Raw genomic sequence first — 20,452 nt, 5'->3', positions numbered from 1 at the left:
CTTCCCGGATTCTCACCGCACCACCGGGGCGGCACGCGAACCCGGCCCGATACGGTGAGTCGTGCCATGACCACCGCCGAAGAATCTCCCGCCCTCCTCCTGCTCAGTCAGGCACGCCAGCGGTTCCTGACCGGGCACCCCCTGCCCGACGACGTCCCGGACGAGACCGTCGCTGCCTGGCGGCGCGCCCGCTTCCTCGGCGTACGGCACGACGTGCGTCAGACCGGCCCCGTCGACGGCCGGGCCTTCGGATCGGCCCTGCTGGCGGCGGCCCGGCCCGTCCTCGAACGGCTCGCCCCGGCCCTCGGCGGCGGGACGGCGCTGCTGCTCACCGACGAACGGCTGCGGGTGCTGTGGGCTAAGGGCGGCGTGCCCGGGGGCGAGTTGCGCCGTGATCTGGCCGAGCGGGAGGTCGGGCACAACAGTGCGGCGCTCGCCCTGCGGGTCCGGCGGCGCGCCGAGGTGCACGGTCCCGAGCACTTCCTCGACGTGTGGCAGGACGTGTCGGCGGTCAGCGTGCCGGTGTTCGCCCCGGAGTCCGGCCGGCCCCTCGGCACGATCACGGTCGTCTCCGAACTGTGCGCCGGCGCGGGTCCGCATCCCGGCGCCGCCCTCGCCGAGGCGGCTGCGGCGGCGGTGGAGGCGGAGTTGCTGGCGGGTTCCCGCTCGGCCGAGCGGGCCCTTGTGGACGCCTACGCACGGGCGGCGCGCGTGCCGGAGGGGGAGCACCGAGGCGGGAACGGTATCGGGAACGGTGGCGGGCCGGAGCGCGCGGTGGTGGCGCTGGACGGGCGCGGCCGGCTGGTCAGCGAGGCGGCGGTGCGACTGGTGTCGCCGCAGGTGCTGGAGTGGCTGGAGCGGGGCGCACGGGCGCTGTTGCAGTCGTCGGCGCCCGTCTCGTCGTACGACATCGTCCTGCCCGAAGGGGCGGGCTGCAGCGCCGAGTTCCGTCCGGTGCGGGAGCGGGACGGTGGCCGGGTGGTCGGGATCGTCGCCGTGCTGGAGGCGGACACGGAGAGGGCGGTGACCCGGGCGGCTGTACGGTCGGTGCCGCGGCCTGCGACGGGGCGGCTGGCCGGGAGTTCGGTGCCGTGGCTCCACGCGGTGGGCCGGGCCCAGGAGTTGGCGGGCGGCAGCGAACCGATCCTGCTCACCGGGGAGCGCGGATCGGGCAAGACCGCGCTGGCCCGCGAACTGCTGGACGGCGCCGAGCCGCTGGTCCTCGACGCCGCCGAGGAGCCGGAACTCGGTCTGAGGCACGGCGAGTTGACCGGAGACCGGCCGCTCCTCCTCCGGCATGCCGAGCGTCTCGCCCAGTCGGACGTCGCCGCGCTCAACGGGCTCCTCGACGAGCGTCCGGACGTCCGTCTGCTGGTCACCTACACACCCGGCACTCCCCCGGGTCCCTGTCTTCAGCGGTTCCTGGACACGCTGGGCGCCCGCTCCGTCGTCCTGCCCGCGCTGCGTGAACGCCCTGAGGACATCCGCGAGTTGCTCCCGGCCCTGGCACCGAGGCCGGCCGACGGCACACCGCCGCTCACCTGGACGCTGGACGCGCTGCGGGCTCTGGAGCGCTATCCGTGGCCGGGGAATGTCACCGAACTCGCGCACCTGGTAAGGACGTTGGCGGACAACCGACGGGCGTCGGGGCCGGTAGGACGGGCCGAACTCCCGGACCCGGTAAGGGCAGGACCGCCGGTACGCCCGCTCAGCCCGATGGAGCACGCCGAGCGCACCGCGATCCTGGAGGCGCTGCGCCGCAACGGCGGCAACAAGGCCCGCACGGCGACGGCCCTGGGCATCGCCCGCGCCACGCTGTACCGGAAACTGCGCGAGTACGGGCCCTGAGAGGGCTTCTTCACGGGATTTCGGCAGGTGCTGCCGTCGTCCCCCGGATCTCCAGTGCCGGGGCGGCGAGGTGGACGCTGCCCGGGGCGCCGGGCGTGTCGAGCCGGTCGAGGAGGCAGCGGGCGGCGCGGCGGCCGACCTCGTGGCTGGCGCTGTCCACGGTGGTGAGCCAGACGTGGCGCAGCCGGGAGATGTTCGTGTTGTCGTAGCCGATGACGGACAGGTCGCGCGGGACGCCCATCCCCAGTTCCTCGGCGGCGGAGATCGCGCCGACGGCGGTCATGTCGTTGACGGCGAAGACGGCGGTGGGCCGCTCGGCGGGGTTGCCGAGCAGTCGGACGGTACTCCGGTAGCCGCCCTCCTCGGTGAGGTCGCCGGCCTCGACGAGGGCGCTGTCCGCCAGACCGTGCGCGCGCATCGTCGCCTCGAAGCCGCGTCGGCGCAGCTCACCGACGGCGCCGTACCCGGCGATGTGGGCGATCCTGCGGTGCCCGAGCCCGAGGAGGTACTCGGTGGCGATCCTGGCGCCGTGCTCGTCGTCGTTGGCGACCACGTCGACGCCGGGCAGCTCTGGCTCGCGGGCGCCCGCGACGACGACCGGGAGGCGCTCGGCGAGGGTGCCCAGGACCGCAGGGTCGGGGAGGGTGCCGACGACGACCAGGGCGTCGACGCCGAGGTCGCGGAAGGGGCCGGTGAGGTCCTGGCCGCTACGTCGGTTGAGGCGGGCGTCGGCGAGCAGCATGTGCAGGCCGTTGTCGTGGAGGAGGGAGCCCAGGCCGTCGAGAAGGTCGACGAACCAGGGGTTGCGCAGGTCGTTGAGGAGGACTCCGACGGTCCGCGTGCGCTGCTCGCTGAGGCTGCGAGCGGCCGCGTTCGGCCGGTAGCCCAGTTCGCGTACCGCGACCAGGACGGCCTCCCGCTTCTCGGGCCGCACCTGGCCGGAACCGCGCAGCACCAGCGAGACCAGGGATTTCGACACCCCGGCTCGTTCGGCGACGTCTCGGATGGTCGGCGGTCTCATGGGTTGGACCGTTCCACAGCCTGCCATCCTCTGTCAAAGGTGCAGATCGAGGGTCCGATCATCGCTTGGGAGGGGAGAGGGAGAGCTGAGGGAGGGTTGACAGCGGCGGCAGGCGGGCCCGAGGGTGAGTGGGAAATGTTCTGGACCGGTCCAAAGAGGGGCTGTCATGGCAAGTACGCTCGGTGTCGCCGTCGTGGGGTTCGGCTGGATGGGACGGGTGCACACGCAGGCATACGTCCGTCTGGCGCACCACTTCCCCCAACTGGGCCTGCGGCCCGAACTGGTCATGGTCGCCGAGGAAGTGCCGGGCCGGGCCGAGGAGGCCGCCGCGCAGTTCGGCTTCGCCTCGACGACCCGTGACTGGCGTGCCGTGGCCGCCGACCCGCGCGTGCAGGCCGTGAGCATCACCGCGCCGAACTTCCTGCACCGGGAGATCGGCGTCGCGATGGCCGAGGCGGGCAAGCACATCTGGATCGAGAAGCCGGTGGGCCTGTCGGCGGCCGACGCGGGCGCGGTCGCCGACGCGGTCGCCAAGGCCGGCGTCCAGGGCACGGTCGGCTTCAACTACCGCAACGCGCCCGCCGTGGAACGCGCCCGGCAGCTCATCGCGTCCGGCGACATCGGCACGGTCACGCATGTCCGCGTCCGTCTGTTCAGCGACTACGCGGCCCACCCGGACGGCGCGCTGACCTGGCGGTACGAGCGTGAGCGCGGCGGCAGCGGGGTGCTGGGCGACCTCGCCTCGCACGGCGCGGACCTGGCCCGTTTCCTGCTCGGCGACATCGCCGCGCTCACCGCCGACACGGCCGTCTTCGTGCCCGAGCGGTCCCGTCCGACGGGTGCCACGGCCGGTCACACGCTTGCGGCGGGCGGTGAGCGCGGTCCGGTGGAGAACGAGGACTACGTCTCCTGCCTGCTGCGGTTCGCCTCCGGCGCGCGCGGGGTCCTGGAGGCGTGCCGGGTGTCGGTGGGCGAGCAGAACAACTACGGCTTCGAGGTGCACGGCACGAAGGGTGCGGTGTTGTGGGACTTCCGCCGGATGAACGAGCTGGGCGTGAGCACCGGCACGTCGTACCAGGACCAGCCGGTCAGCACGGTGTTCGTGGGGCCGGGCGACGGGGAGTTCGGGGCGTTTCAGCCGGGGGCGGCGAACGCGATGGGGTACGACGATCTGAAGGTCATCGAGGCGCAGCGGTTTGTGCGGTCGGTGGGTGAGGGGACTCCGTACGGGGCGACGTTGGTGGATGCGGTGCGGAGCGCTGCCGCGGTGGATGCGATGGGGCGGTCGGTGGAGTCGGGGGGGTGGGTGTCGCTCGGGGGGTGAAGGGGTTGGAGCTGCTCGCGAAGGAGTGTGTACAGGGCCGAATTAGCTCGATCGTGTGATCGTCCACGTGCGGGCTTGCGGTGGTCTGGGCTGTTCGGGCTAACGTGATCGTGCGGCCTGGCCAGTGGGTACGGCGTCAGCGTGCGGGGCCCCTGCTCCACCAGAGGATGGTTCAGGGCCTCCCCGCCGCCCTCTGGCCGTACCCACTGGCCAGGCCGCACAGGGAACTGGCCTCCCGGGCCCGGACCACGCACACGATGCGTGTCGCCACCCGGGGTCGAGTACGCCGGGGACCAGCTCGCCCAAGACCGTTCGGGGCGCGCGGCTGAACGGACTCACCCCCGCCCAGTCCACAGGAACGGTGCGGTGGCTTGTGTGGTGGAGTCATTGCGGGTGCGTTGCGGCTGGGCGCGCAGTTCCCCGCGCCCCTGGCGGGGGCGCGGGGTCGCGCCCCCGGGTTCCGCGGAACGGCTTGGAGGGGGTCAGCGTGGGGGCATGTTGTATGGGGTCACTACCTGGATCGCGGACGGGAGGGTGGGGCCGGCGGGTGGGAGGGCGCCGTGGGTGCGCATGATGGTGCGGCAGGCCTCGTGCATGTCCTGGCGGAGGTCGTGGTGGAGGACGCAGGACAGGCGGTGTTCGCGCAGCAGGCGGGTGTTGTCGTGGTCGAGGTCGTGAGCGACGAACACGGCGCACTCCCGTCCGAGGTCCGCGAAGGCCCGTAGTGTCGCGATGTTGCCGCCGCCTATCGAGTACACGGCGCGGATGTCCGGGTCGCGTTTCAGGGCGTCCCGGACCAGGTCGTACTGGGTGGCGTCCAGGCCCTGCCCCTCGGTGATCTCGACCAGGGCGCGCTCGGGGTGCCGGGCCCGCATCGCGCCCCGGAAGCCCATCTCGCGCTCCTCCTCGTTGCGGAAGAAGCCGCTGCTCAGGCTGGTGAGCACGTTGCCGGGGCGGTCGCCGAGCCACTGGCCCATCAGATAAGCGGCGGTGGCCCCGGCGGCCCGGTTGTCGATGCCCACGTACGCGAGACGGGCGCTGGAGGGCAGGTCGGTCACCAGGGTGACGACCGGGATACCGGCGGCGACCAGGCGGCCGACGGCGGCGGTGATCTCGGGCACGTCCGGTGCCTTGATGATGACGCCCTGCGAGCCGCGCCGGGCGATGCGGTCGAGGCCCGCCGCCAGCTCCGCCACCGGGCCGGTCTCGCGGAAGTGGAAGCGGGAGCGCACGACGGCCGGGTGGAGGGCGGGCAGCTCGGCCTCCAGGGCTGCCCGGACCGCGGTGGTGAACCGCTCGGGCGCCTGCATCACGATGTCGATCATGAACGTACGGCCGACCAGCCGGACTTGGGTGCGCTGTCGGTCCAGGTCGGCGATGGCCTGCCGCACCTCCCGCCGGGTGCTCTCGCGCACGCCGCCCCTGCCGTTGAGGACGCGGTCGACGGTGGCCTCGCTGAGGCCGGCCTGACGCGCGATCTCCCGGATCGGAAAGGGGTGGCCCATGGGGAGGTTCCTCGGCTTCCGCTTGAGGGGTTTTTGATGGCCGTCTGCTGGTTGTTTGACGAGTTTGTCATGACAACAATGACAGCAACACCGAGAGTCGAGAGAAGGACGACGATGTCCCTCAGCGCCGCACAGCGCCCCGCGTGGCTGTCCGAACAGGACTGCGATCTCGACGCCTTCCGCGCCGAGGTCGAGCGCACGACCGACGCCGCCGACTACCCGTACGCGACCGCCGTCCGCGACAACGTCCTCGTCTACGACAGTGAGCGGCTGCGCGCCGTCACCGCACCGGACGGACGCCGGGAGGTCCTGGCGGAGCTGGTGCGGGCGCTCACCGACGGACCCGGCGTCGTGGTACTCCAGCGGGCCTTCGCCGATCTGTCGGTCGTGGACCGGGCGACCGCCGCCTTCGAGGCGCTCATCGCCGACCAGCGCGCCGCGGGGACGGTGGCAGGCGACCACTTCGCCAGGCCGGGCGCCAACGACCGGGTGTGGAACGCCCTGGAGAAGACGGCCCTGCGCGCGCCGGAGGCGTTCGCCGACTACTACGCCAACGACATGATCGCCCTCGTCTCGACGGCCTGGCTCGGCCCCGGCTACCAGGTCACCTCGCAGATCAATGTGGTCAACCCCGGTGGCGCCGCGCAGAGCCCGCACCGCGACTACCATCTCGGTTTCCTGTCCAACGAGGCCGCCGCCACCTATCCCGCGCACGTCCACCGGCTGTCCCCCGTGCTGACGCTGCAGGGCGCGGTCGCCCACTGCGACATGCCCGTCGAGTCCGGCCCGACCCTGTATCTGCCGTACTCGCACTCGTACGAGCCCGGGTACCTGGCCTGGCGACTGCCTCGGTTCGCGGCGTACTTCGACGCCCACCATGTGCAGCTGCCGCTGTCCAAGGGCGACGCCGTGTTCTTCAACCCGGCGCTCTTCCATGCGGCCGGCACCAACCGCTCCGCGGACATCCGCCGGATGGCGAACCTCCTTCAGGTGTCCTCCGCGTTCGGGCGGGCCATGGAGACGGTGGACCGGGAAGCGATCGTGAACGCGGTCTATCCGGTGCTGCTCGCCCGCAAGGCCGAGGGAGCGGGCGACGCATGGCTGCATGCGGTCGTCGCGGCCTCGGCCGAGGGCTACCCCTTTCCCACCAACCTCGACCGGGATCCGCCGGTCGACGGCCTGGCCCCGCCCTCGCAGGCGGACCTCGTGCGGCGTGCGCTGCGCGAGGAGTGGACCCCCGAGGCGCTCCGCGACGCACTGCGGTCCGGCGCCGAACGACAGATGAGCTGAGGAACGAGAACAGCATGGGACTTCTTCAGGACAAGGTCGTCCTCGTCAACGGCGGCAGCCAGGGCGTCGGGGCGGCCATCGCCCGCGCCGCCGTCCGCGAGGGCGCCGTCGTCGCGGTCACCGGACGGCGTCCGGAACCGGGCGAGGCGCTGGTCGCGGAGCTGACGGCGGCGGGCGGCAAGGCCATGTACGTACGCGTCGACCTGTCGGACGCCGAGCAGGCGAAGGCGTCCGTGGCCGAGGTGATCGCCGCGCACGGCCGGATCGACTGCCTGGTCAACTCGGCGGGCCTGACCTCGCGCGGCACGCTGCTCGACACCACGCCCGAGCTGTTCGACGCGCACATCGCGATCAACCTCAAGGGCCCGTTCTTCGCCATGCAGGCGGCGGTGGCGGACATGGTGGGCCGTAAGGCGCCAGGCACGGTCGTCAACATCATCACGTCCTCGGCGCACGGCGGGCAGTCCTTCCTGGCCCCGTACGTCGCCGCCAAGGCCGGTCTCATCGGGCTGACCCGCAACGCGGCGCACGCCCACCGCTGGGACCGGGTCCGGATCAACGGCCTGAACATCGGCTGGACCGCGACGGAGGGCGAGGACGCAACCCAGCGGGCCTTCCACGGAGCGGGCGACGACTGGCTCGACCAGGCCGCCGAACGCCTCCCCATGGGCAAGCTCGGCCAGCCGGACGAGATCGCCGACTTCGTGGTCCTCCTGCTGTCCGACCGGTCGGGCGTGGTCACCGGTTCGGTGATCGACTGGGACCAGAACGTCCTCGGCGGACTGGACTGACCCCCGCCCCCTTACCTCCGCCCCTCGCACCACGCTCGTACCGCACCCGCACCACACCCAAGGAGCACCACAGCCCATGCGTATCGGAATCCTCGGCCTCGGCCGCATCGGCGCCTTCCACGCCGAGACCCTCTCCGGTCTCGACGCCGTCGACTCCCTCGTCTTCAGCGACCCGTTCGCGGACGCCGCGAAGACCGCCGCCGAGCGCTTCGGCGCCCAGGTGGCGGACTCCCCCGAGGCCCTGCTGGCCGCCGGTGTCGACGGCATCGTGATCGCCGCCGCGACCGACGCCCACCCGGCCCTGATCCTCGCCGCCGTCGAGGCGGGTGTCCCGGTGTTCTGCGAGAAGCCGGTGGCCCGCACGATGGCCGAGGGCGTCGCGGTACTCAACGCCGTCAAGGACAGCGGCGTCGAGATCCAGATCGGCTACAACCGCCGCTTCGACGCGGGCTTCGTCGCCGCACGGGCCGCCGTGCGCAGCGGTGAGCTGGGCCAACTGCACACGGTCCGGTCGACCACGCTGGACCCGGCGCCGCCGCCGGCCGCGTACATCGCCTCGTCCGGTGGCATCTTCCGGGACTGTTCGGTGCACGACTTCGACATCATCCGCTGGGTGACGGGCCGCGAGGTCACCGAGGTGTACGCGGTGGGCTCCAACAACGGCGCCGAATACATCAAGGAGGCGGGCGACGCCGACACCACCGGCGCCATCCTCACCCTGGACGACGGCACGATCGCCGTGGTCTCCAACTCCCGCCACAATGCCCGGGGTTACGACGTCCGTATGGAGATCCACGGCTTCCAGGACAGTATCGCCGTCGGCCTGGAGGACAAGCTCCCGCTGCGCTCCGTGGAGCCGGGCGTGACCTTCCCGGCGGGCGTCCCGCACGACTTCTTCATGGACCGCTTCATCCCCGCCTACCGCGCCGAACTGACCGAGTTCACGGAGGTCGTCGCGGGCAACCGCACGTCCCCGTGCACCGTCGCCGACGCGCTGGAGGCGGGCTGGATCGCGGACGCGTGCACGCTCTCGCTCCAGGAGCACCGCCCGGTGCGCATCGAGGACGTACGCACGGTCTGAGCATCGTCCACTCGAACGGCCCGCGCTGCCCTCACCGGTACAGCGCTGGCCGTTCGACGAGTTCCACCTCCACGCGCCGGCCCTCGGCCCGCGCGCGTACGCCGGCCTCGCAGACGGCGGCCACCGCGTAGCCGTCCCAGACACAGGGCCCGGTGACCTCGCCGCGCCGGGTGGCGTCGACCCATGCCTGGACCTCACGGTCGTACGCGTCCTCGAACCGCTCGACGAAGTCCTGGGCGATGCTTCCGCCCCAGTGACCGGCCGAGTTGACGACCATGCCGTGCCCGTCGCCGATCCGCGCGGTCCCGCGCTCGCAGACCACCTCGGCCTGCACCTGGTATCCGAAGCCGCAGTTGACGTTGATCTCGACGTCGACGATCGCGCCGCCCTCGGTCTCCATCACGACGAACTGCGGGTCCTGAAGTCCGTCCGGCGCGTTCCGGGACGGCCTCGGACACAGCACGGTGACCGCGGTGATCTCCTGGTCGAGGAGCCACCGGGTCACGTCCATCTCGTGCACCACGGAGTCGTTGATGTGCATCTCGCTGGTCCACCAGGGCGGTGAGGCCAGATTGCGATGCCGGTTGTGCAGCATGAGGGGGCGCCCCAACTGCCCTGTGTCGAGCAGTGACTTGAGCTTCAGGTACTCGGCGTCGTACCGCCGCATGAACCCGACCTGGACCCGCCGGTGCCCCAGCCTCAGCTCGGCCTCCAGCACCCGCAGTGCGGACGCCGCGTCGGGCGTGAGGGGCTTCTCGCACAGCACCGGCAGGTCGTACGAGAACGCCGCGAGAAGGGCCGCCTCGTGAGCGGCCCCGGGCGAGGCGATGAGCACGGCGTCGACATCGGCGGACGCCATGGCGGCGCGGGGGTCGGTGTGGGCCGTACAGCCGTCGACACCGGCCGCGATCGACCGGGCCCGCTCCTGGTCGACGTCCACGACGCCGACCACCCGGGCCCCACTGGTGACTTCCTGGATACGACGAACGTGATCGGCACCCATCTTGCCGGTGCCGATCACGAGAACGCCGAGCGTGCCATGGTTTTCCATGGAGATGCGGTGCCCCTTCAACAGGCGGCGCGGCGGAGCTCGCTCAGGGGCGCGGGGACCTGCGCGACCAGCCACAACCGACCCGCGCCCGCCGAACTACCGCTCATTCCCCCACGCTACGCGCTACGCCGACTTTCCCTGCGAGGAGGTGGCGACGGAAGCCTTGAGGTCCTTCGCCTCGGGGAGTTCTTCGACGTCGACGCCGCGTACCTGGGCCAGCTCGTGTTTGAGGGCTGCGAGTTCGGCGCCGCCGGCCATGTGGTTGGTGAGTTCTTCGAGACTGACGTCGCTGCGGGCGGCGGAGAGTTCCATGGTGCCCAGGCGCAGGACGCTGAAGTGGTCGCCGACCATGTAGGCGTGGTGCGGGTTGTGGGTGATGAAGATGACGCCCAGGCCCTTGTCGCGGGCTGCGGCGATGTACTTCAGCACGACACCGGACTGCTTGACGCCGAGGGCGGCGGTGGGCTCGTCGAGGATGAGGACGCGGGCGCCGAAGTAGACGGCGCGGGCGATGGCCACGGACTGGCGCTGGCCGCCGGAGAGGGTGCCGATGGGCTGGTCGAGGTCGTCCAGGACGATGCCCATGTTGCGCAGTTCCGCGTCCGCGGTCTGCTTCATCTTCTCGATGTCGAGGCGGCGTACGGGCCAGGGGCCCTTCGTCATCTCGGAGCCGAGGAAGAAGTTGCGCCACACCGGCATCAGCGGGACGGTCGCCAGGTCCTGGTAGACGGTGGCGATACCGGCGTCCAGGGCTTCGCGGGGTGTGGCGAAGTGGACGGGGCTGCCGTCGATGAGGAGTTCGCCCTCGGTGTGCTGGTGCAGCCCGGAGATGATTTTGATCAGCGTCGACTTGCCGGCGCCGTTGTCGCCCAGCACGCAGGTGACCTGACCGGAGCGGACCGCGAGGTTCACGCCGTGCAGGGCACGGACGTTGCCGTACGACTTGCCGGTGTCGCGCAGTTCGACGATCGGCCGCGCGTCCTTCGGCGCGTCGCTCTGCGGCGAACTCTCGTCGGTGAGGGTGTCGTTGGGCGAGACACCATTGGGGGAGGTTTCGTTGGTTGTCATCAGTTCACCTCCGGGTCGCCTGGCGGCGGACCCACAGATTGACGAGGGCGGCGACCAGGAGCATCACGCCGAGGAACGCCTTGAACCAGTCCGGGTTCCAGTTGGCGTAGACGATGCCCTGGGAGACCATGCCGAAGATGAAGGCCCCGATGACCGCGCCGACGGCCGAGCCGTAGCCGCCGGTCAGCAGACAGCCGCCGATGACGGCCGCGATGATGTACAGGAACTCGTTGCCCACGCCCTGGCCGGACTGCACCGTGTTGAACGAGAACAGCAGGTGCATGCCCACGAACCAGGCGCCCGCGCCCACGCCCATGAACAGGGCGATCTTCGTGAAGTTGACCGGGACGCCGACCGCGCGGGCGCTGTCGTTGCTGCCGCCGACCGCGAAGATCCAGTTGCCGAACTTGGTGCGCAGCAGGAGCCAGGTGGCGAGCGCGGCGAACACCAGCCAGTACACGATCGTGATCTTGAAGCTGACGTCACCGATGGTGAACTCGGAGGCGAAGACCTTCTTGGCCTGGTCGAATCCGTCCATGTCGGCGATCGAGTCGGACGCCACGTTCCCGGTGAAGATCTTCGTGACGGCGAGGTTGGCGCCCTGCAGGATCAGGAAGGACGCCAGTGTCACCAGGAAGCTCGGCAGTCCCGTCCTGATCAGCAGCCAGCCGTTGAACGCTCCCACGGCGAGGGAGACGATCAGGGCGACGAACACGCCGGTCCACACGTTCATGGACAGCTGGAAGCTGAGGATCGCGGCGGTCAGTGCCGAGGTGGTGACCGCGACGCCGGCGGACAGGTCGAACTCCCCGCCGATCATCAGCAGGGCCACCGGCAGCGCCATGATGCCCATCACGGACGCCTGGTAGAGCACCGTCGCCAGCGCGCTGGTCTCACGGAACGAAGGCGCCGCCGCGAAGAAGAACACGTACACGAGGATGGCGGCGATGAGAGCGCCGACCTCGGGGCGGCCGAGCAGCCGGCGTCCCAGGGAACGCTGGTTGGTGCGGCCGTCCTTCTGAATGGCCGGCGGAGCCGGCGGCGAGGAGCTCGCCGCCGGTGCCGTGGTCTGACTCATCGACATCACCGAGTACCCTTCGCCGCGAACGCGGCGATCTTCTCGACGTTGGACTTGTCGACGAAGGCGGGACCGGTCAGCACGGGCTGCTCACCGCCACCGCTGTAGTTGCCGTTGTTCTTGAAGAGCCACTGCGAGTCGACGGCCAGGTAGCCCTGGAGGTAGGGCTGCTGGTCGACCGCGAACTGGACGTCGCCCTTCGTGATGGCGTCCGTCATCTCCTTGTTGAGGTCGAAGGTCGCGACCTTGGCCTTGCTGTTGGCGTCGGACACCGACTGCACCGCGGTCAGCGCGTAGCTGGCACCGAGCGCGACCACGTAGTCGATGGCCTTGTCCTGGTTGAGCTTCGCGGTGATGGTCGACTTCACGGACGGCATGTCGGTGCCGTTGACGTTGAGGATCTCCAGCGTGCCGGTGAACGTCTTCTTCACACCGTCACAGCGCTGGGTGAGGCCGACGTTGCCCTGCTCCTGGATCACACAGACGGCTTTCTTGGAGCCGACTTCGTTCAGCTTCTTGCCGAACGCCTCGCCCGCGACGGACTCGTCCTGGCCGAAGAACTGCTGAAGACCGAGCTTCTTCCAGTCGCTCAGGCCGGAGTTGAGGCCGACCACGGGGATGCCCGCGGCCGTGGCCTTGGCGACGACGTCCTTCATCGCGTCCGGCTTCGCCAGCGTGATGGCGATGCCGTCGACCTTCTGGTCGATCGCGTTCTGGACAAGGTTGGCCTGGTTGCCCGCGTCAGGGTCGGCCGAGTAGACGAGCTTGATGTTGTCCTTGTCCGCGGCGGCCTGAGCACCCTTGCGGACGATGTCCCAGAAGGCGTCACCGGGCGCCTGGTGGGTGACAAGGGCGACGGTCATCCGGGGGGTCGTGGCCTTGCCCGCAGAAGCGTCTGCGCCACCGTCCTCGGACTTCTTGCCGCCGGAACTGCTGGAGCAGCCCGCGAGGACCAAGGCTGCTGCCGCGGCAGCGGCAACAACGGGGGCGATTCTGCGGGAGCGAGAAGAGCGAGCCATCTTTCCTGCACCTCACTGTGCGACCGGGGAGAGGGTGGGGATCCTGGTGATCCCGGGCCCGGGTCCCGGAACTCCGGGCCGTGTGCCGCGAAACACGGCAGTTCGTGTTGGGACCGAATCCAATTCCTTGGACCTGTCCGCTGTCAAGACTTTGTTAAGACATTATTTCACTAGCAGGTCAGAATGTAAGAACAAACTCTTGACAGCGTCACCCTCCGAGTCCTACACCTGGGGGGACGACAGGCCCCTCGGGACCCGCATCCTCCGCAGCTCGAAGGAGCATCGCATGACCGAGTCAGCCCCGCCCTTCGACCTGGTCACCCTGGGCCGCATCGGAGTGGATCTCTATCCGCTGCAGTCCGGAGTACCGCTGACCCTAGTGCAGACGTTCGGTAAATTTCTCGGTGGGTCTGCGGCCAACGTCGCGGTCGCGGCGGCCCGTCTGGGCCGTTCCTCGGCCGTCATCACCCGTACCGGCGCGGATGCCTTCGGCGACTATCTGCACCAGGCGCTCGGGGAGTTCGGGGTCGACGACCGCTGGGTGACGCCGGTCGACGGACTGTCCACTCCGGTCACGTTCTGCGAGCTCTTCCCGCCGGACGACTTCCCGCTGCACTTCTACCGCCAGCCTACCGCCCCTGACCTGCGGATACGTACCGACGAGCTGGATTTCTTCGGCATCCGGGCCGCCCGCGTCTTCTGGATCACCGGCACCGGCCTGAGCGAGGAACCGAGCCGTTCGGCGACCCTCGCCGCCCTCAAGGCCCGCGACCGGACGGGTATCACGGTCTTCGACCTGGACTGGCGGCCGGGGCTGTGGAGCGAGACAGCCGAGACAGCCTGGAGCGACCCGGAGGACGCCCGCCCGTACTACGCGGAGGCCCTGCGCCACGCGACCGTCGCGGTGGGCAACCTCGACGAGTGCGAGGTCGCCACCGGCGTACGCGAACCACGGGCCTGCGCCGAGGCGTTGCTGGCGGCCGGGGTCGAGCTGGCCGTCGTCAAGCAGGGCCCCAAGGGCGTACTGGCGATGCACCGCGACGGCACCGTCGCCGAGGTCGCGCCGGTCCCCGTCGAGGTGGTCAACGGCCTGGGCGCGGGTGACGCGTTCGGCGGCGCCCTGTGCCACGGGCTGCTGTCCGGCTGGGAGCTGGAGCGGACGATCCACTACGCCAACGCGGCCGGCGCCCTCGTCGCCTCCCGTCTCGCGTGCTCGTCCGCGATGCCGACCGAGTCCGAGGTCGACGCTCTCCTCGCGAGCGGATCGCCCCGATGAGCGAACGCCCGACCGCGCCGATCCCGGGGGCGACGATCCCGGGGGCGGCCGAACGGGCGCCCCGAACCCCTGGCCGACCTGGCAAAGAGGGCGCGTACGAGCGCCGGCGCAAGGCGCTGCGGCTGCCGACCGTGCAGGCTCCGGTCGTCGGCCGGTCGCTGCTCCACCCGGCTTCGGGCAGTGTGGAGGCTGCCGTGGACACGGCGGTGGGACTGCTGTGAACCGAGACATCCCAAGGACGGCCGTGAACAGGGTCAACACGGGACCCGCTGTGAACAGGAGCGACAGATCATGACCACCGCCTACCACCTCCCGGCCGGCAAGGCTCTCGGCGGCCCGTACGTCGTCGACGTCAACCCCAAGAGGGCGGGCTGGGGCTATTCCAGCCTCCGGGTGCTGGAGCTGCCCCCGGGCGGCTCGCACACTTTCTCCACCGGCGACAGCGAGTGGATCGCGCTGTCCCTGAACGGCGCCTGCACGGTCGACACGACGGACGATTTCGGCCACTCCACCTTCGAGGTGCAGGGCCGCGACAGCGTGTTCAGCGGCGTCAGCGACTTCGTATACATGCCCCGCGACGCCCGTACGACCATCACGTCGGCCGCGGGCGGGCGCTTCGCGCTCACCGGCGCCCGCTGCACCCGGCGGCTGCCCGCCCGCTACGGGCCTGCCTCCTCGGTTCCGGTGGAGCTGCGCGGCACCGGGAACTCGTCCCGGCAGGTCAACAACTTCGGCGCGGCCGGCGTCTTCGAGTGCGACAAGCTGATCGCCGTCGAGGTGATCACCCCCGGCGGGAACTGGTCGTCCTTCCCGCCGCACAAGCACGACGAGCACCGGCCGGGCGAGGAGTCCGTCCTCGAGGAGATCTACTACTTCGAGTTCGCCGAACACGAGGGCACGCCCGGCCTCGGCTACCAGCGGGTGTCCCCGTCCGGGCAGGGCCGGAACACGGATGTGCTGGCCGAGGTGCGCGGCGGGGACGTCGTCCTCATCCCGGACGGCTGGCACGGACCTTCCATGGCCGTGCCCGGCCATCACATGTACTACCTCAACGTCATGGCGGGCCCCGAGGCCGACCGCGCCTGGCTGATCTGCGACCACCCCGATCACGCCTGGGTCCGCGGCACCTGGCCCGAGACGCCCGTCGACCCCCGTCTGCCCCTCTACACGGCCCCGGAGAAGTCCTGATGAGCACCACCCCTGTCCGCCGTCTGACCGTCGCCCAGGCGCTGGTGCGGTTCCTGTCCGTCCAGTACACCGAGCGCGACGGTGTCCGCCACCGGCTGATCGCCGGCACGTGGGGCATTTTCGGCCACGGCAATGTGGCCGGCCTCGGTCAGGCGCTGCTGGAGGCCGGTGAGGACGCGATGCCGTTCCACCAGGGCCGCAACGAGCAGGCGATGGTCCACGCGGCCGTCGGTTACGCCCGCCAGCTGAACCGGCTCTCGACGCAGGCCGTCACCACCTCCATCGGCCCGGGTGCCACCAACCTCGTCACGGGCGCCGCGCTCGCCACGATCAACCGCCTCCCGGTGCTGTTGCTGCCCGGCGACTACTTCGCGACGCGCAGCGCCGACCCGCTGCTCCAGCAGCTGGAGCACCCGGTCGAGGCCGACCTGTCGGTCAACGACACCCTGCGCCCGGTGTCGCGTTACTTCGACCGGGTGACGCGCCCCGAGGCGCTGATCCCGTCCGCGCTGAACGCCGTACGCGTCCTCACGGACCCGGTGGAGACCGGTGCCGTCACGCTCGCGCTGCCGCAGGACGTGCAGGCGGAGGCGTACGACTGGCCGGAGGAGTTCTTCGCCGAGCGCGTCTGGCACGTCCGGCGCCCCGCGCCCGACCCGTACGAGCTGGCCGAGGCGGTCGCGGCGATCCGGGCCGCCGAGCGCCCGTTGATCGTCGCGGGCGGCGGGATCCACCACAGCCAGGCCGAGGAGGCGCTCAAGGCCCTGGTGGACGCCACCGGCATCCCCGTGGCCTCCACCCAGGCCGGCAAAGGCTCCCTGCGCTACGACCACCCGGCCGACCTGGGCGGCATCGGCCACACCGGTACGGCGGTCTGCGACGACCTGGCCCGTACCGCCGATCTGATCATCGGCGTCGGCACGCGCTACACGGACTTCACGACCGCCTCGAACACTCTGTTCCAGAACCCCGGCGTGCGGTTCCTCAACCTCAACATCGCCGCCTTCGACGCCCACAAGCTGGCGGCCCGGACGCTCGTCTGCGACGCCCGCGCGGGCCTGACAGCGTTGACGGAGGCGTTGTCCGGTCTCCGTGTGAACTCGGCTTACGAGGCTGAGTACCGCGCCGGTAAGGATCGTTGGGAACAGGTTGTCGAGACGGCTTTCAGCGGTGCCGACGAGCACGCCGTGCCCACCCAGACGCAGGTGCTGGGCGCCCTGGACTCGGTCGTCGGCGACGACGACGTGATCATCAACGCCGCCGGTTCCCTCCCGGGCGACCTGCACAAACTGTGGCGGGCCCGCAGCCCCCGCCAGTACCACCTGGAGTACGGCTACTCCTGCATGGGCTACGAAATCCCGGCCGGCATCGGCGTCCAGCAGGCGGCGCCGGACACCCCGGTCTGGTCGCTGGTCGGCGACGGCACCTATCTGATGATGCCGACCGAGATCGTCACCGCCGTCCAGGAGGGCCTGCCGGTCAACCTGGTCCTCATCCAGAACCACGGGTACGCCTCCATCGGCGGTCTCTCCGAGTCGGTCGGCGGCGAGCGCTTCGGTACCCCCTACCGCTACCGGGCCGCCGACGGCACCTTCACCGGCGACCCGCTGCCGGTGGACCTCGCGGCGAACGCGGCCAGCCTCGGCATGGACGTCCTGCGCGCCAAGACCGTGGGCGAGCTGCGCACGGCCCTGGCCACGGCCCGCGCCTCGGACCGGCCGACCTGCGTGTACGTGGAGACCGATCCGGCGCCGACCGCGCCCCCGGCGGAGGCCTGGTGGGACGTACCGGTCGCGGAGACCGCCACCCGCGAGTCCGCCGTACGGGCCCGGGAGGAGTACGACCGCCAGGTCGGCGACCGCCGCAGGCACCTCTGACCCCCAGGTGGGCAGCGGCCTCAACCTCGTTTCCCCCAGCCACTCCTGACGCATCGTCATCAACTGAAGGGAGGTGTCCCCGTGGCGACACCCGGTGATCGTGCCCGTGCGGTGTCCGGCTCCCCGCTCGACACCCTGGACTTCACGCTGGACCGCTCCAGCCCTGTACCGCTCTACTACCAGCTGGCCCAGCAGCTGGAGGCGGCGATCGAGCACGGCGTCCTGGCGCCGGGCAATCTGCTGGGCAACGAGATCGATCTCTCGGTCCGCCTCGGCCTGTCCAGGCCCACGGTCCGCCAGGCGATCCAGTCCCTGGTGGACAAGGGCCTGCTGGTACGCCGGCGAGGCGTCGGCACGCAGGTGGTGCACAGCCAGGTCAAGCGTCCGCTCGAACTGAGCAGTCTCTACGACGACCTGGAGACCGCCGGACAGGGGCCCACCACCCAGGTCCTGCGCGACGAGCGGCAGCCGGCGTCCGCCGAGGTCGCCGCCGCCCTCGGGGTGAAGGAGGGCAGCGAGGTCGTCGTGCTGGAGCGGCTGCGCTGCGCACACGGCGAGCCGGTGGCGTTCCTCTGCAACTACCTGCCCTCGGGACTCCTCGAACTTGACGCCTCCCGGCTGGAGTCGACGGGCCTGTACCGGATGATGCGGAGCGCCGGCATCACCCTGCACAGCGCCCGCCAGACGGTCGGCGCCCGCTCGGCCACCGAGGCGGAGGCCAAACGCCTGGAGGAGCCGGAGGGCGCGGCCCTGCTCACCATGCAGCGCACGGCGTACGACGACACCGGACGGGCCGTGGAGTTCGGCACGCACATCTACCGCGCGTCGCGCTACGCCTTCGACTTCCAGTTGCTGATGCGCTCCTGAGGCACCCCCGCCGCCGCCCCTGCTCCCGTCGGCCGTACGGCTATCGGGAGCAGGGGCGGCCCGGGTACTCCCTGCTCTCCGGTACGCCCGCCGCGCGCATCCGGCGCAGTACCTCGCCCCGGATCGCCTCGTCGTCGATGTAGAGGGGGCAGTTGACGTCCCGGTCGAACACCAACACGTCCCCGGCGGTGTCCCAGAGGACCCATCGGGGGGCGTGGGGCGAGTCCTGCCACAGCCGGGTGTATTCGCCGATGGTGTCCGTCGTCGGAGCGCTCACAGCTTTCCCTCCACTGTCTCCCGGCCGTCGACGAGTGTCGCCACGACCTCGATGTCCCCGATGCGTGAACTGTCGACGCTCCGGGGGTCGTCTCCCAGCACGACCAGATCGGCCCGCTTGCCGGGGGTGATGCTGCCCGCGCTGTCCTCCCAGTGACAGGCGTGGGCGCCTTCGACGGTGTACGCGCGCAGCGCCTCGTCGACGGTGATGCTCTCGTCCGGCCCGATCAACTGCCCCGACAGCGAGGCCCGTTCGACCATGAACTGCACGGCCCGCAGCGGCGACCCGTCCGCCACCGGCCGGTCGGAACTCCCCACCAGCCGGATGCCGTGCTCCAGGAACCCCCGCCCCCGGTACAGCCAGGGCGCCCGCTCCTCCCCCATGATCGACGCGTAGTCGTCGCCGAAGTACCGCAGGAAGTTGGGCTGTACGACGGCTGCCGCACCGAGCCGCGCCATCCTGGGCAGCTGGTCGGGCCGGATCAGTCCGGCGTGCTCGATCCGGTGCCGGGCGCCCGGCCGGGGCCGCAGGCGCTGTGCCTCCTCCAGCGCGTCCAGCGCGACGTCGGCGGCGCGGTCGCCGATGGCGTGCACGGCGAGCTGCCAGCCGGCGAGATGCCCGTCCACGATGGTGCGCCTGAGGAGTTCGGGCTCCTCCTGCAACTGCCCTGCAGTGTCGAGCCCTTGGTAGGGGTTGCTGAGGGCGGCGGTGCGGGCCATCATGCCGCCGTCGGTGTACACCTTCAGCGCCCCGACGGACAGCCAGTCGTCGCCGAAGCCGGTACGCAGCCCGAGGTCGAGGGCGCGCGGGATGCCGTCGGCCTCGTGGGCGGTGACGGAGTGCAGCCGGTCAGCGGCCACCATCAGCTGGACCCTCAGGGGCAACAGGCCGCGTTCCCGGGCCAGTTGGTAGGCGCCGAGCTCGACCGGGCTGTTGCCGAGCAGGGCGCCGCCGATACCCGCCTCGGCGCACGCCGTGACACCCTCGGCAAGGCAGGCTCGGGCGGCGCGTCCGATCGCCTCCGCCAACTCCTCCTGGGAGTGGGGCAGTCGAAGCGCGCGGGCTGCACCCATGGCTCCCTCGGCGAGGAAGGCCCCCTCGTGCGGGACCACGCCGGGCAGATGCTCCAGCACCGGGCTGCTGACCGCGCACCCGTGTCCGGAGTCGTGCATCAGGAGCACCTTGCGCCCGGCGGCGGCCCGGTCCAGCTCGGCGAGGGTCAGATGCCGGCCGAGCCCTCGCTGGTCGTACCCCGCGACGTCCACCCAGGCACCGGGCGGCACCTGCGCCGCGGCGTCCGCGACGACCGCGAGCACGTCCTCGACCCGGACGCACGGCGCCACCGTGGGCGTCGCCGCCTTGAACCCCGCCCAGGCCAGGTGGACATGGCTGTCGATGAATCCGGGCAGCACGGTCGCACCCTGGAGGTCGATCACCCGCTGCGCGGGCAGCCCGGTCACCGCCTCGTCCAGGCCCACGATCCGGCCCCGCCAGATGCCCACGTCGTGAGCGACGGGGTGGTCGGGGTCCATGGTGAGGACGCGGGCGTTGGTCAGTCGCGTGGTGAGCATGGGGAGTCGGTTCCTCGTTCCGGGTCCTGAGCCGATCCGATCGTTCCGATCGTCGCGATCGATCCGATCATGGACTCAGCCGCTCCGCTCCATGCGCTCGGCGAGGCTCCTGGGCCGCATGTCCGTCCAGTTGGTCTCGATGTGGTCCAGGCACTCCTGGCGGGGCGCGGGGCCGTGGGCGACGGTCCAGCCGGCCGGTACGTCGACGAATTCGGGCCACAGGCTGTGCTGGCCCTCGTCGTTGACGAGCACGGAGTAGACGCCGTCGGGGTTCTCGAAGGGGTTGGTGCTGCTGCCGCTCATGCGGGTTCTCCTCGGTC

18 protein-coding genes and 1 pseudogene are annotated in these 20,452 nt (G+C 71.0%); 10 read left to right on the top strand and 9 right to left on the bottom strand.

Annotated features, from left to right (window positions below):
- Positions 1-66 precede the first annotated feature (66 nt).
- On the top strand, positions 67-1,848 hold the full coding sequence (locus tag OG241_RS46290) for a sigma-54-dependent Fis family transcriptional regulator (protein WP_405824672.1): 1,782 nt from the start codon (positions 67-69) through the stop codon (positions 1,846-1,848).
- A gap of 10 nt (positions 1,849-1,858) precedes the next feature.
- Here the strand turns inward: OG241_RS46290 and OG241_RS46285 are convergent, their stop codons facing one another.
- The gene (locus OG241_RS46285; protein ID WP_405824670.1) at positions 1,859-2,869 is read right to left on the bottom strand and encodes a LacI family DNA-binding transcriptional regulator; all 1,011 of its coding nucleotides are present in this window, start codon (positions 2,867-2,869) and stop codon (positions 1,859-1,861) included.
- Positions 2,870-3,035: 166 nt separating this feature from the next.
- Between OG241_RS46285 and OG241_RS46280 the strand changes: the two genes are divergently transcribed.
- Positions 3,036-4,193 carry a Gfo/Idh/MocA family protein gene (locus OG241_RS46280; RefSeq protein WP_405824669.1) on the top strand — a complete coding sequence of 386 codons (1,158 nt, stop codon included), beginning with the start codon at positions 3,036-3,038 and terminating at the stop codon, positions 4,191-4,193.
- Positions 4,194-4,675: 482 nt separating this feature from the next.
- Here the strand turns inward: OG241_RS46280 and OG241_RS46275 are convergent, their stop codons facing one another.
- Positions 4,676-5,698, bottom strand: coding sequence for a LacI family DNA-binding transcriptional regulator (locus OG241_RS46275; protein ID WP_405824667.1), 1,023 nt, complete (start codon positions 5,696-5,698; stop codon positions 4,676-4,678).
- A 114-nt stretch (positions 5,699-5,812) separates the two neighbouring features.
- Between OG241_RS46275 and OG241_RS46270 the strand changes: the two genes are divergently transcribed.
- From OG241_RS46270 to OG241_RS46260, 3 genes are all read left to right on the top strand, one after another.
- Complete coding sequence (locus tag OG241_RS46270) at positions 5,813-6,988, top strand: phytanoyl-CoA dioxygenase family protein (RefSeq protein ID WP_405824665.1); 1,176 nt, start codon at positions 5,813-5,815, stop codon at positions 6,986-6,988.
- 14 nt (positions 6,989-7,002) lie between these two features.
- Positions 7,003-7,779 carry an SDR family oxidoreductase gene (locus OG241_RS46265; RefSeq protein WP_405824664.1) on the top strand — a complete coding sequence of 259 codons (777 nt, stop codon included), beginning with the start codon at positions 7,003-7,005 and terminating at the stop codon, positions 7,777-7,779.
- Between the two features lie 76 nt (positions 7,780-7,855).
- On the top strand, positions 7,856-8,860 hold the full coding sequence (locus OG241_RS46260) for a Gfo/Idh/MocA family oxidoreductase (protein ID WP_405824663.1): 1,005 nt from the start codon (positions 7,856-7,858) through the stop codon (positions 8,858-8,860).
- A gap of 31 nt (positions 8,861-8,891) precedes the next feature.
- Here OG241_RS46260 and OG241_RS46255 read toward each other — a convergent pair whose 3' ends face one another.
- From OG241_RS46255 to OG241_RS46240, 4 genes are all read right to left on the bottom strand, one after another.
- On the bottom strand, positions 8,892-9,911 hold the full coding sequence (locus OG241_RS46255; protein WP_405824661.1) for a Gfo/Idh/MocA family protein: 1,020 nt from the start codon (positions 9,909-9,911) through the stop codon (positions 8,892-8,894).
- 123 nt (positions 9,912-10,034) lie between these two features.
- Positions 10,035-10,979 carry an ATP-binding cassette domain-containing protein gene (locus OG241_RS46250; RefSeq protein ID WP_405824659.1) on the bottom strand — a complete coding sequence of 315 codons (945 nt, stop codon included), beginning with the start codon at positions 10,977-10,979 and terminating at the stop codon, positions 10,035-10,037.
- Between the two features lie 4 nt (positions 10,980-10,983).
- Positions 10,984-12,057: an ABC transporter permease gene (locus tag OG241_RS46245; RefSeq protein WP_405814043.1), complete on the bottom strand. Its 1,074-nt coding sequence runs from the start codon at positions 12,055-12,057 to the stop codon at positions 10,984-10,986.
- 5 nt (positions 12,058-12,062) lie between these two features.
- Positions 12,063-13,076 (bottom strand): substrate-binding domain-containing protein, encoded by a 1,014-nt coding sequence (locus OG241_RS46240; RefSeq protein ID WP_405824657.1) that lies wholly within the window; start codon positions 13,074-13,076, stop codon positions 12,063-12,065.
- 286 nt (positions 13,077-13,362) lie between these two features.
- Here OG241_RS46240 and iolC point away from each other — a divergent pair, with 286 nt between their 5' ends.
- From iolC to OG241_RS46215, 5 genes and pseudogenes are all read left to right on the top strand, one after another.
- The gene (iolC, locus tag OG241_RS46235; protein WP_405824655.1) at positions 13,363-14,352 is read left to right on the top strand and encodes a 5-dehydro-2-deoxygluconokinase; all 990 of its coding nucleotides are present in this window, start codon (positions 13,363-13,365) and stop codon (positions 14,350-14,352) included.
- A gap of 83 nt (positions 14,353-14,435) precedes the next feature.
- Positions 14,436-14,573, top strand: a pseudogene (locus tag OG241_RS46230) (deoxyribose-phosphate aldolase); the annotation flags it as partial.
- A gap of 70 nt (positions 14,574-14,643) precedes the next feature.
- A complete protein-coding gene (gene iolB / locus OG241_RS46225) occupies positions 14,644-15,540 on the top strand; it encodes a 5-deoxy-glucuronate isomerase (protein WP_405824653.1) in 897 nt (298 codons plus the stop codon).
- Positions 15,540-17,417 (top strand): 3D-(3,5/4)-trihydroxycyclohexane-1,2-dione acylhydrolase (decyclizing), encoded by a 1,878-nt coding sequence (gene iolD / locus OG241_RS46220; RefSeq protein WP_405824651.1) that lies wholly within the window; start codon positions 15,540-15,542, stop codon positions 17,415-17,417. Before iolB ends, iolD begins: the two co-directional genes overlap by 1 nt.
- Positions 17,418-17,498: 81 nt before the next feature.
- Positions 17,499-18,284 (top strand): GntR family transcriptional regulator, encoded by a 786-nt coding sequence (locus tag OG241_RS46215; RefSeq protein WP_405824649.1) that lies wholly within the window; start codon positions 17,499-17,501, stop codon positions 18,282-18,284.
- 40 nt (positions 18,285-18,324) lie between these two features.
- Here OG241_RS46215 and OG241_RS46210 read toward each other — a convergent pair whose 3' ends face one another.
- The 3 genes from OG241_RS46210 to OG241_RS46200 all read right to left on the bottom strand — a co-directional run bounded on the left by OG241_RS46210 (position 18,325) and on the right by OG241_RS46200 (position 20,435).
- Entirely contained in the window at positions 18,325-18,561 is a 237-nt protein-coding gene (locus OG241_RS46210; RefSeq protein WP_405824647.1) for a hypothetical protein, read from the bottom strand.
- A complete protein-coding gene (locus OG241_RS46205) occupies positions 18,558-20,132 on the bottom strand; it encodes an amidohydrolase (protein ID WP_405824645.1) in 1,575 nt (524 codons plus the stop codon). Before OG241_RS46205 ends, OG241_RS46210 begins: the two co-directional genes overlap by 4 nt.
- A 75-nt stretch (positions 20,133-20,207) precedes the next feature.
- The gene (locus tag OG241_RS46200) at positions 20,208-20,435 is read right to left on the bottom strand and encodes an MbtH family protein (RefSeq protein WP_405824643.1); all 228 of its coding nucleotides are present in this window, start codon (positions 20,433-20,435) and stop codon (positions 20,208-20,210) included.
- Positions 20,436-20,452: the final 17 nt, after the last annotated feature.

This window comes from Streptomyces sp. NBC_01390, from assembly GCF_045040105.1.
GTDB lineage: Bacteria > Actinomycetota > Actinomycetes > Streptomycetales > Streptomycetaceae > Streptomyces.
This window is presented reverse-complemented; position numbering and strand designations above follow the sequence as displayed.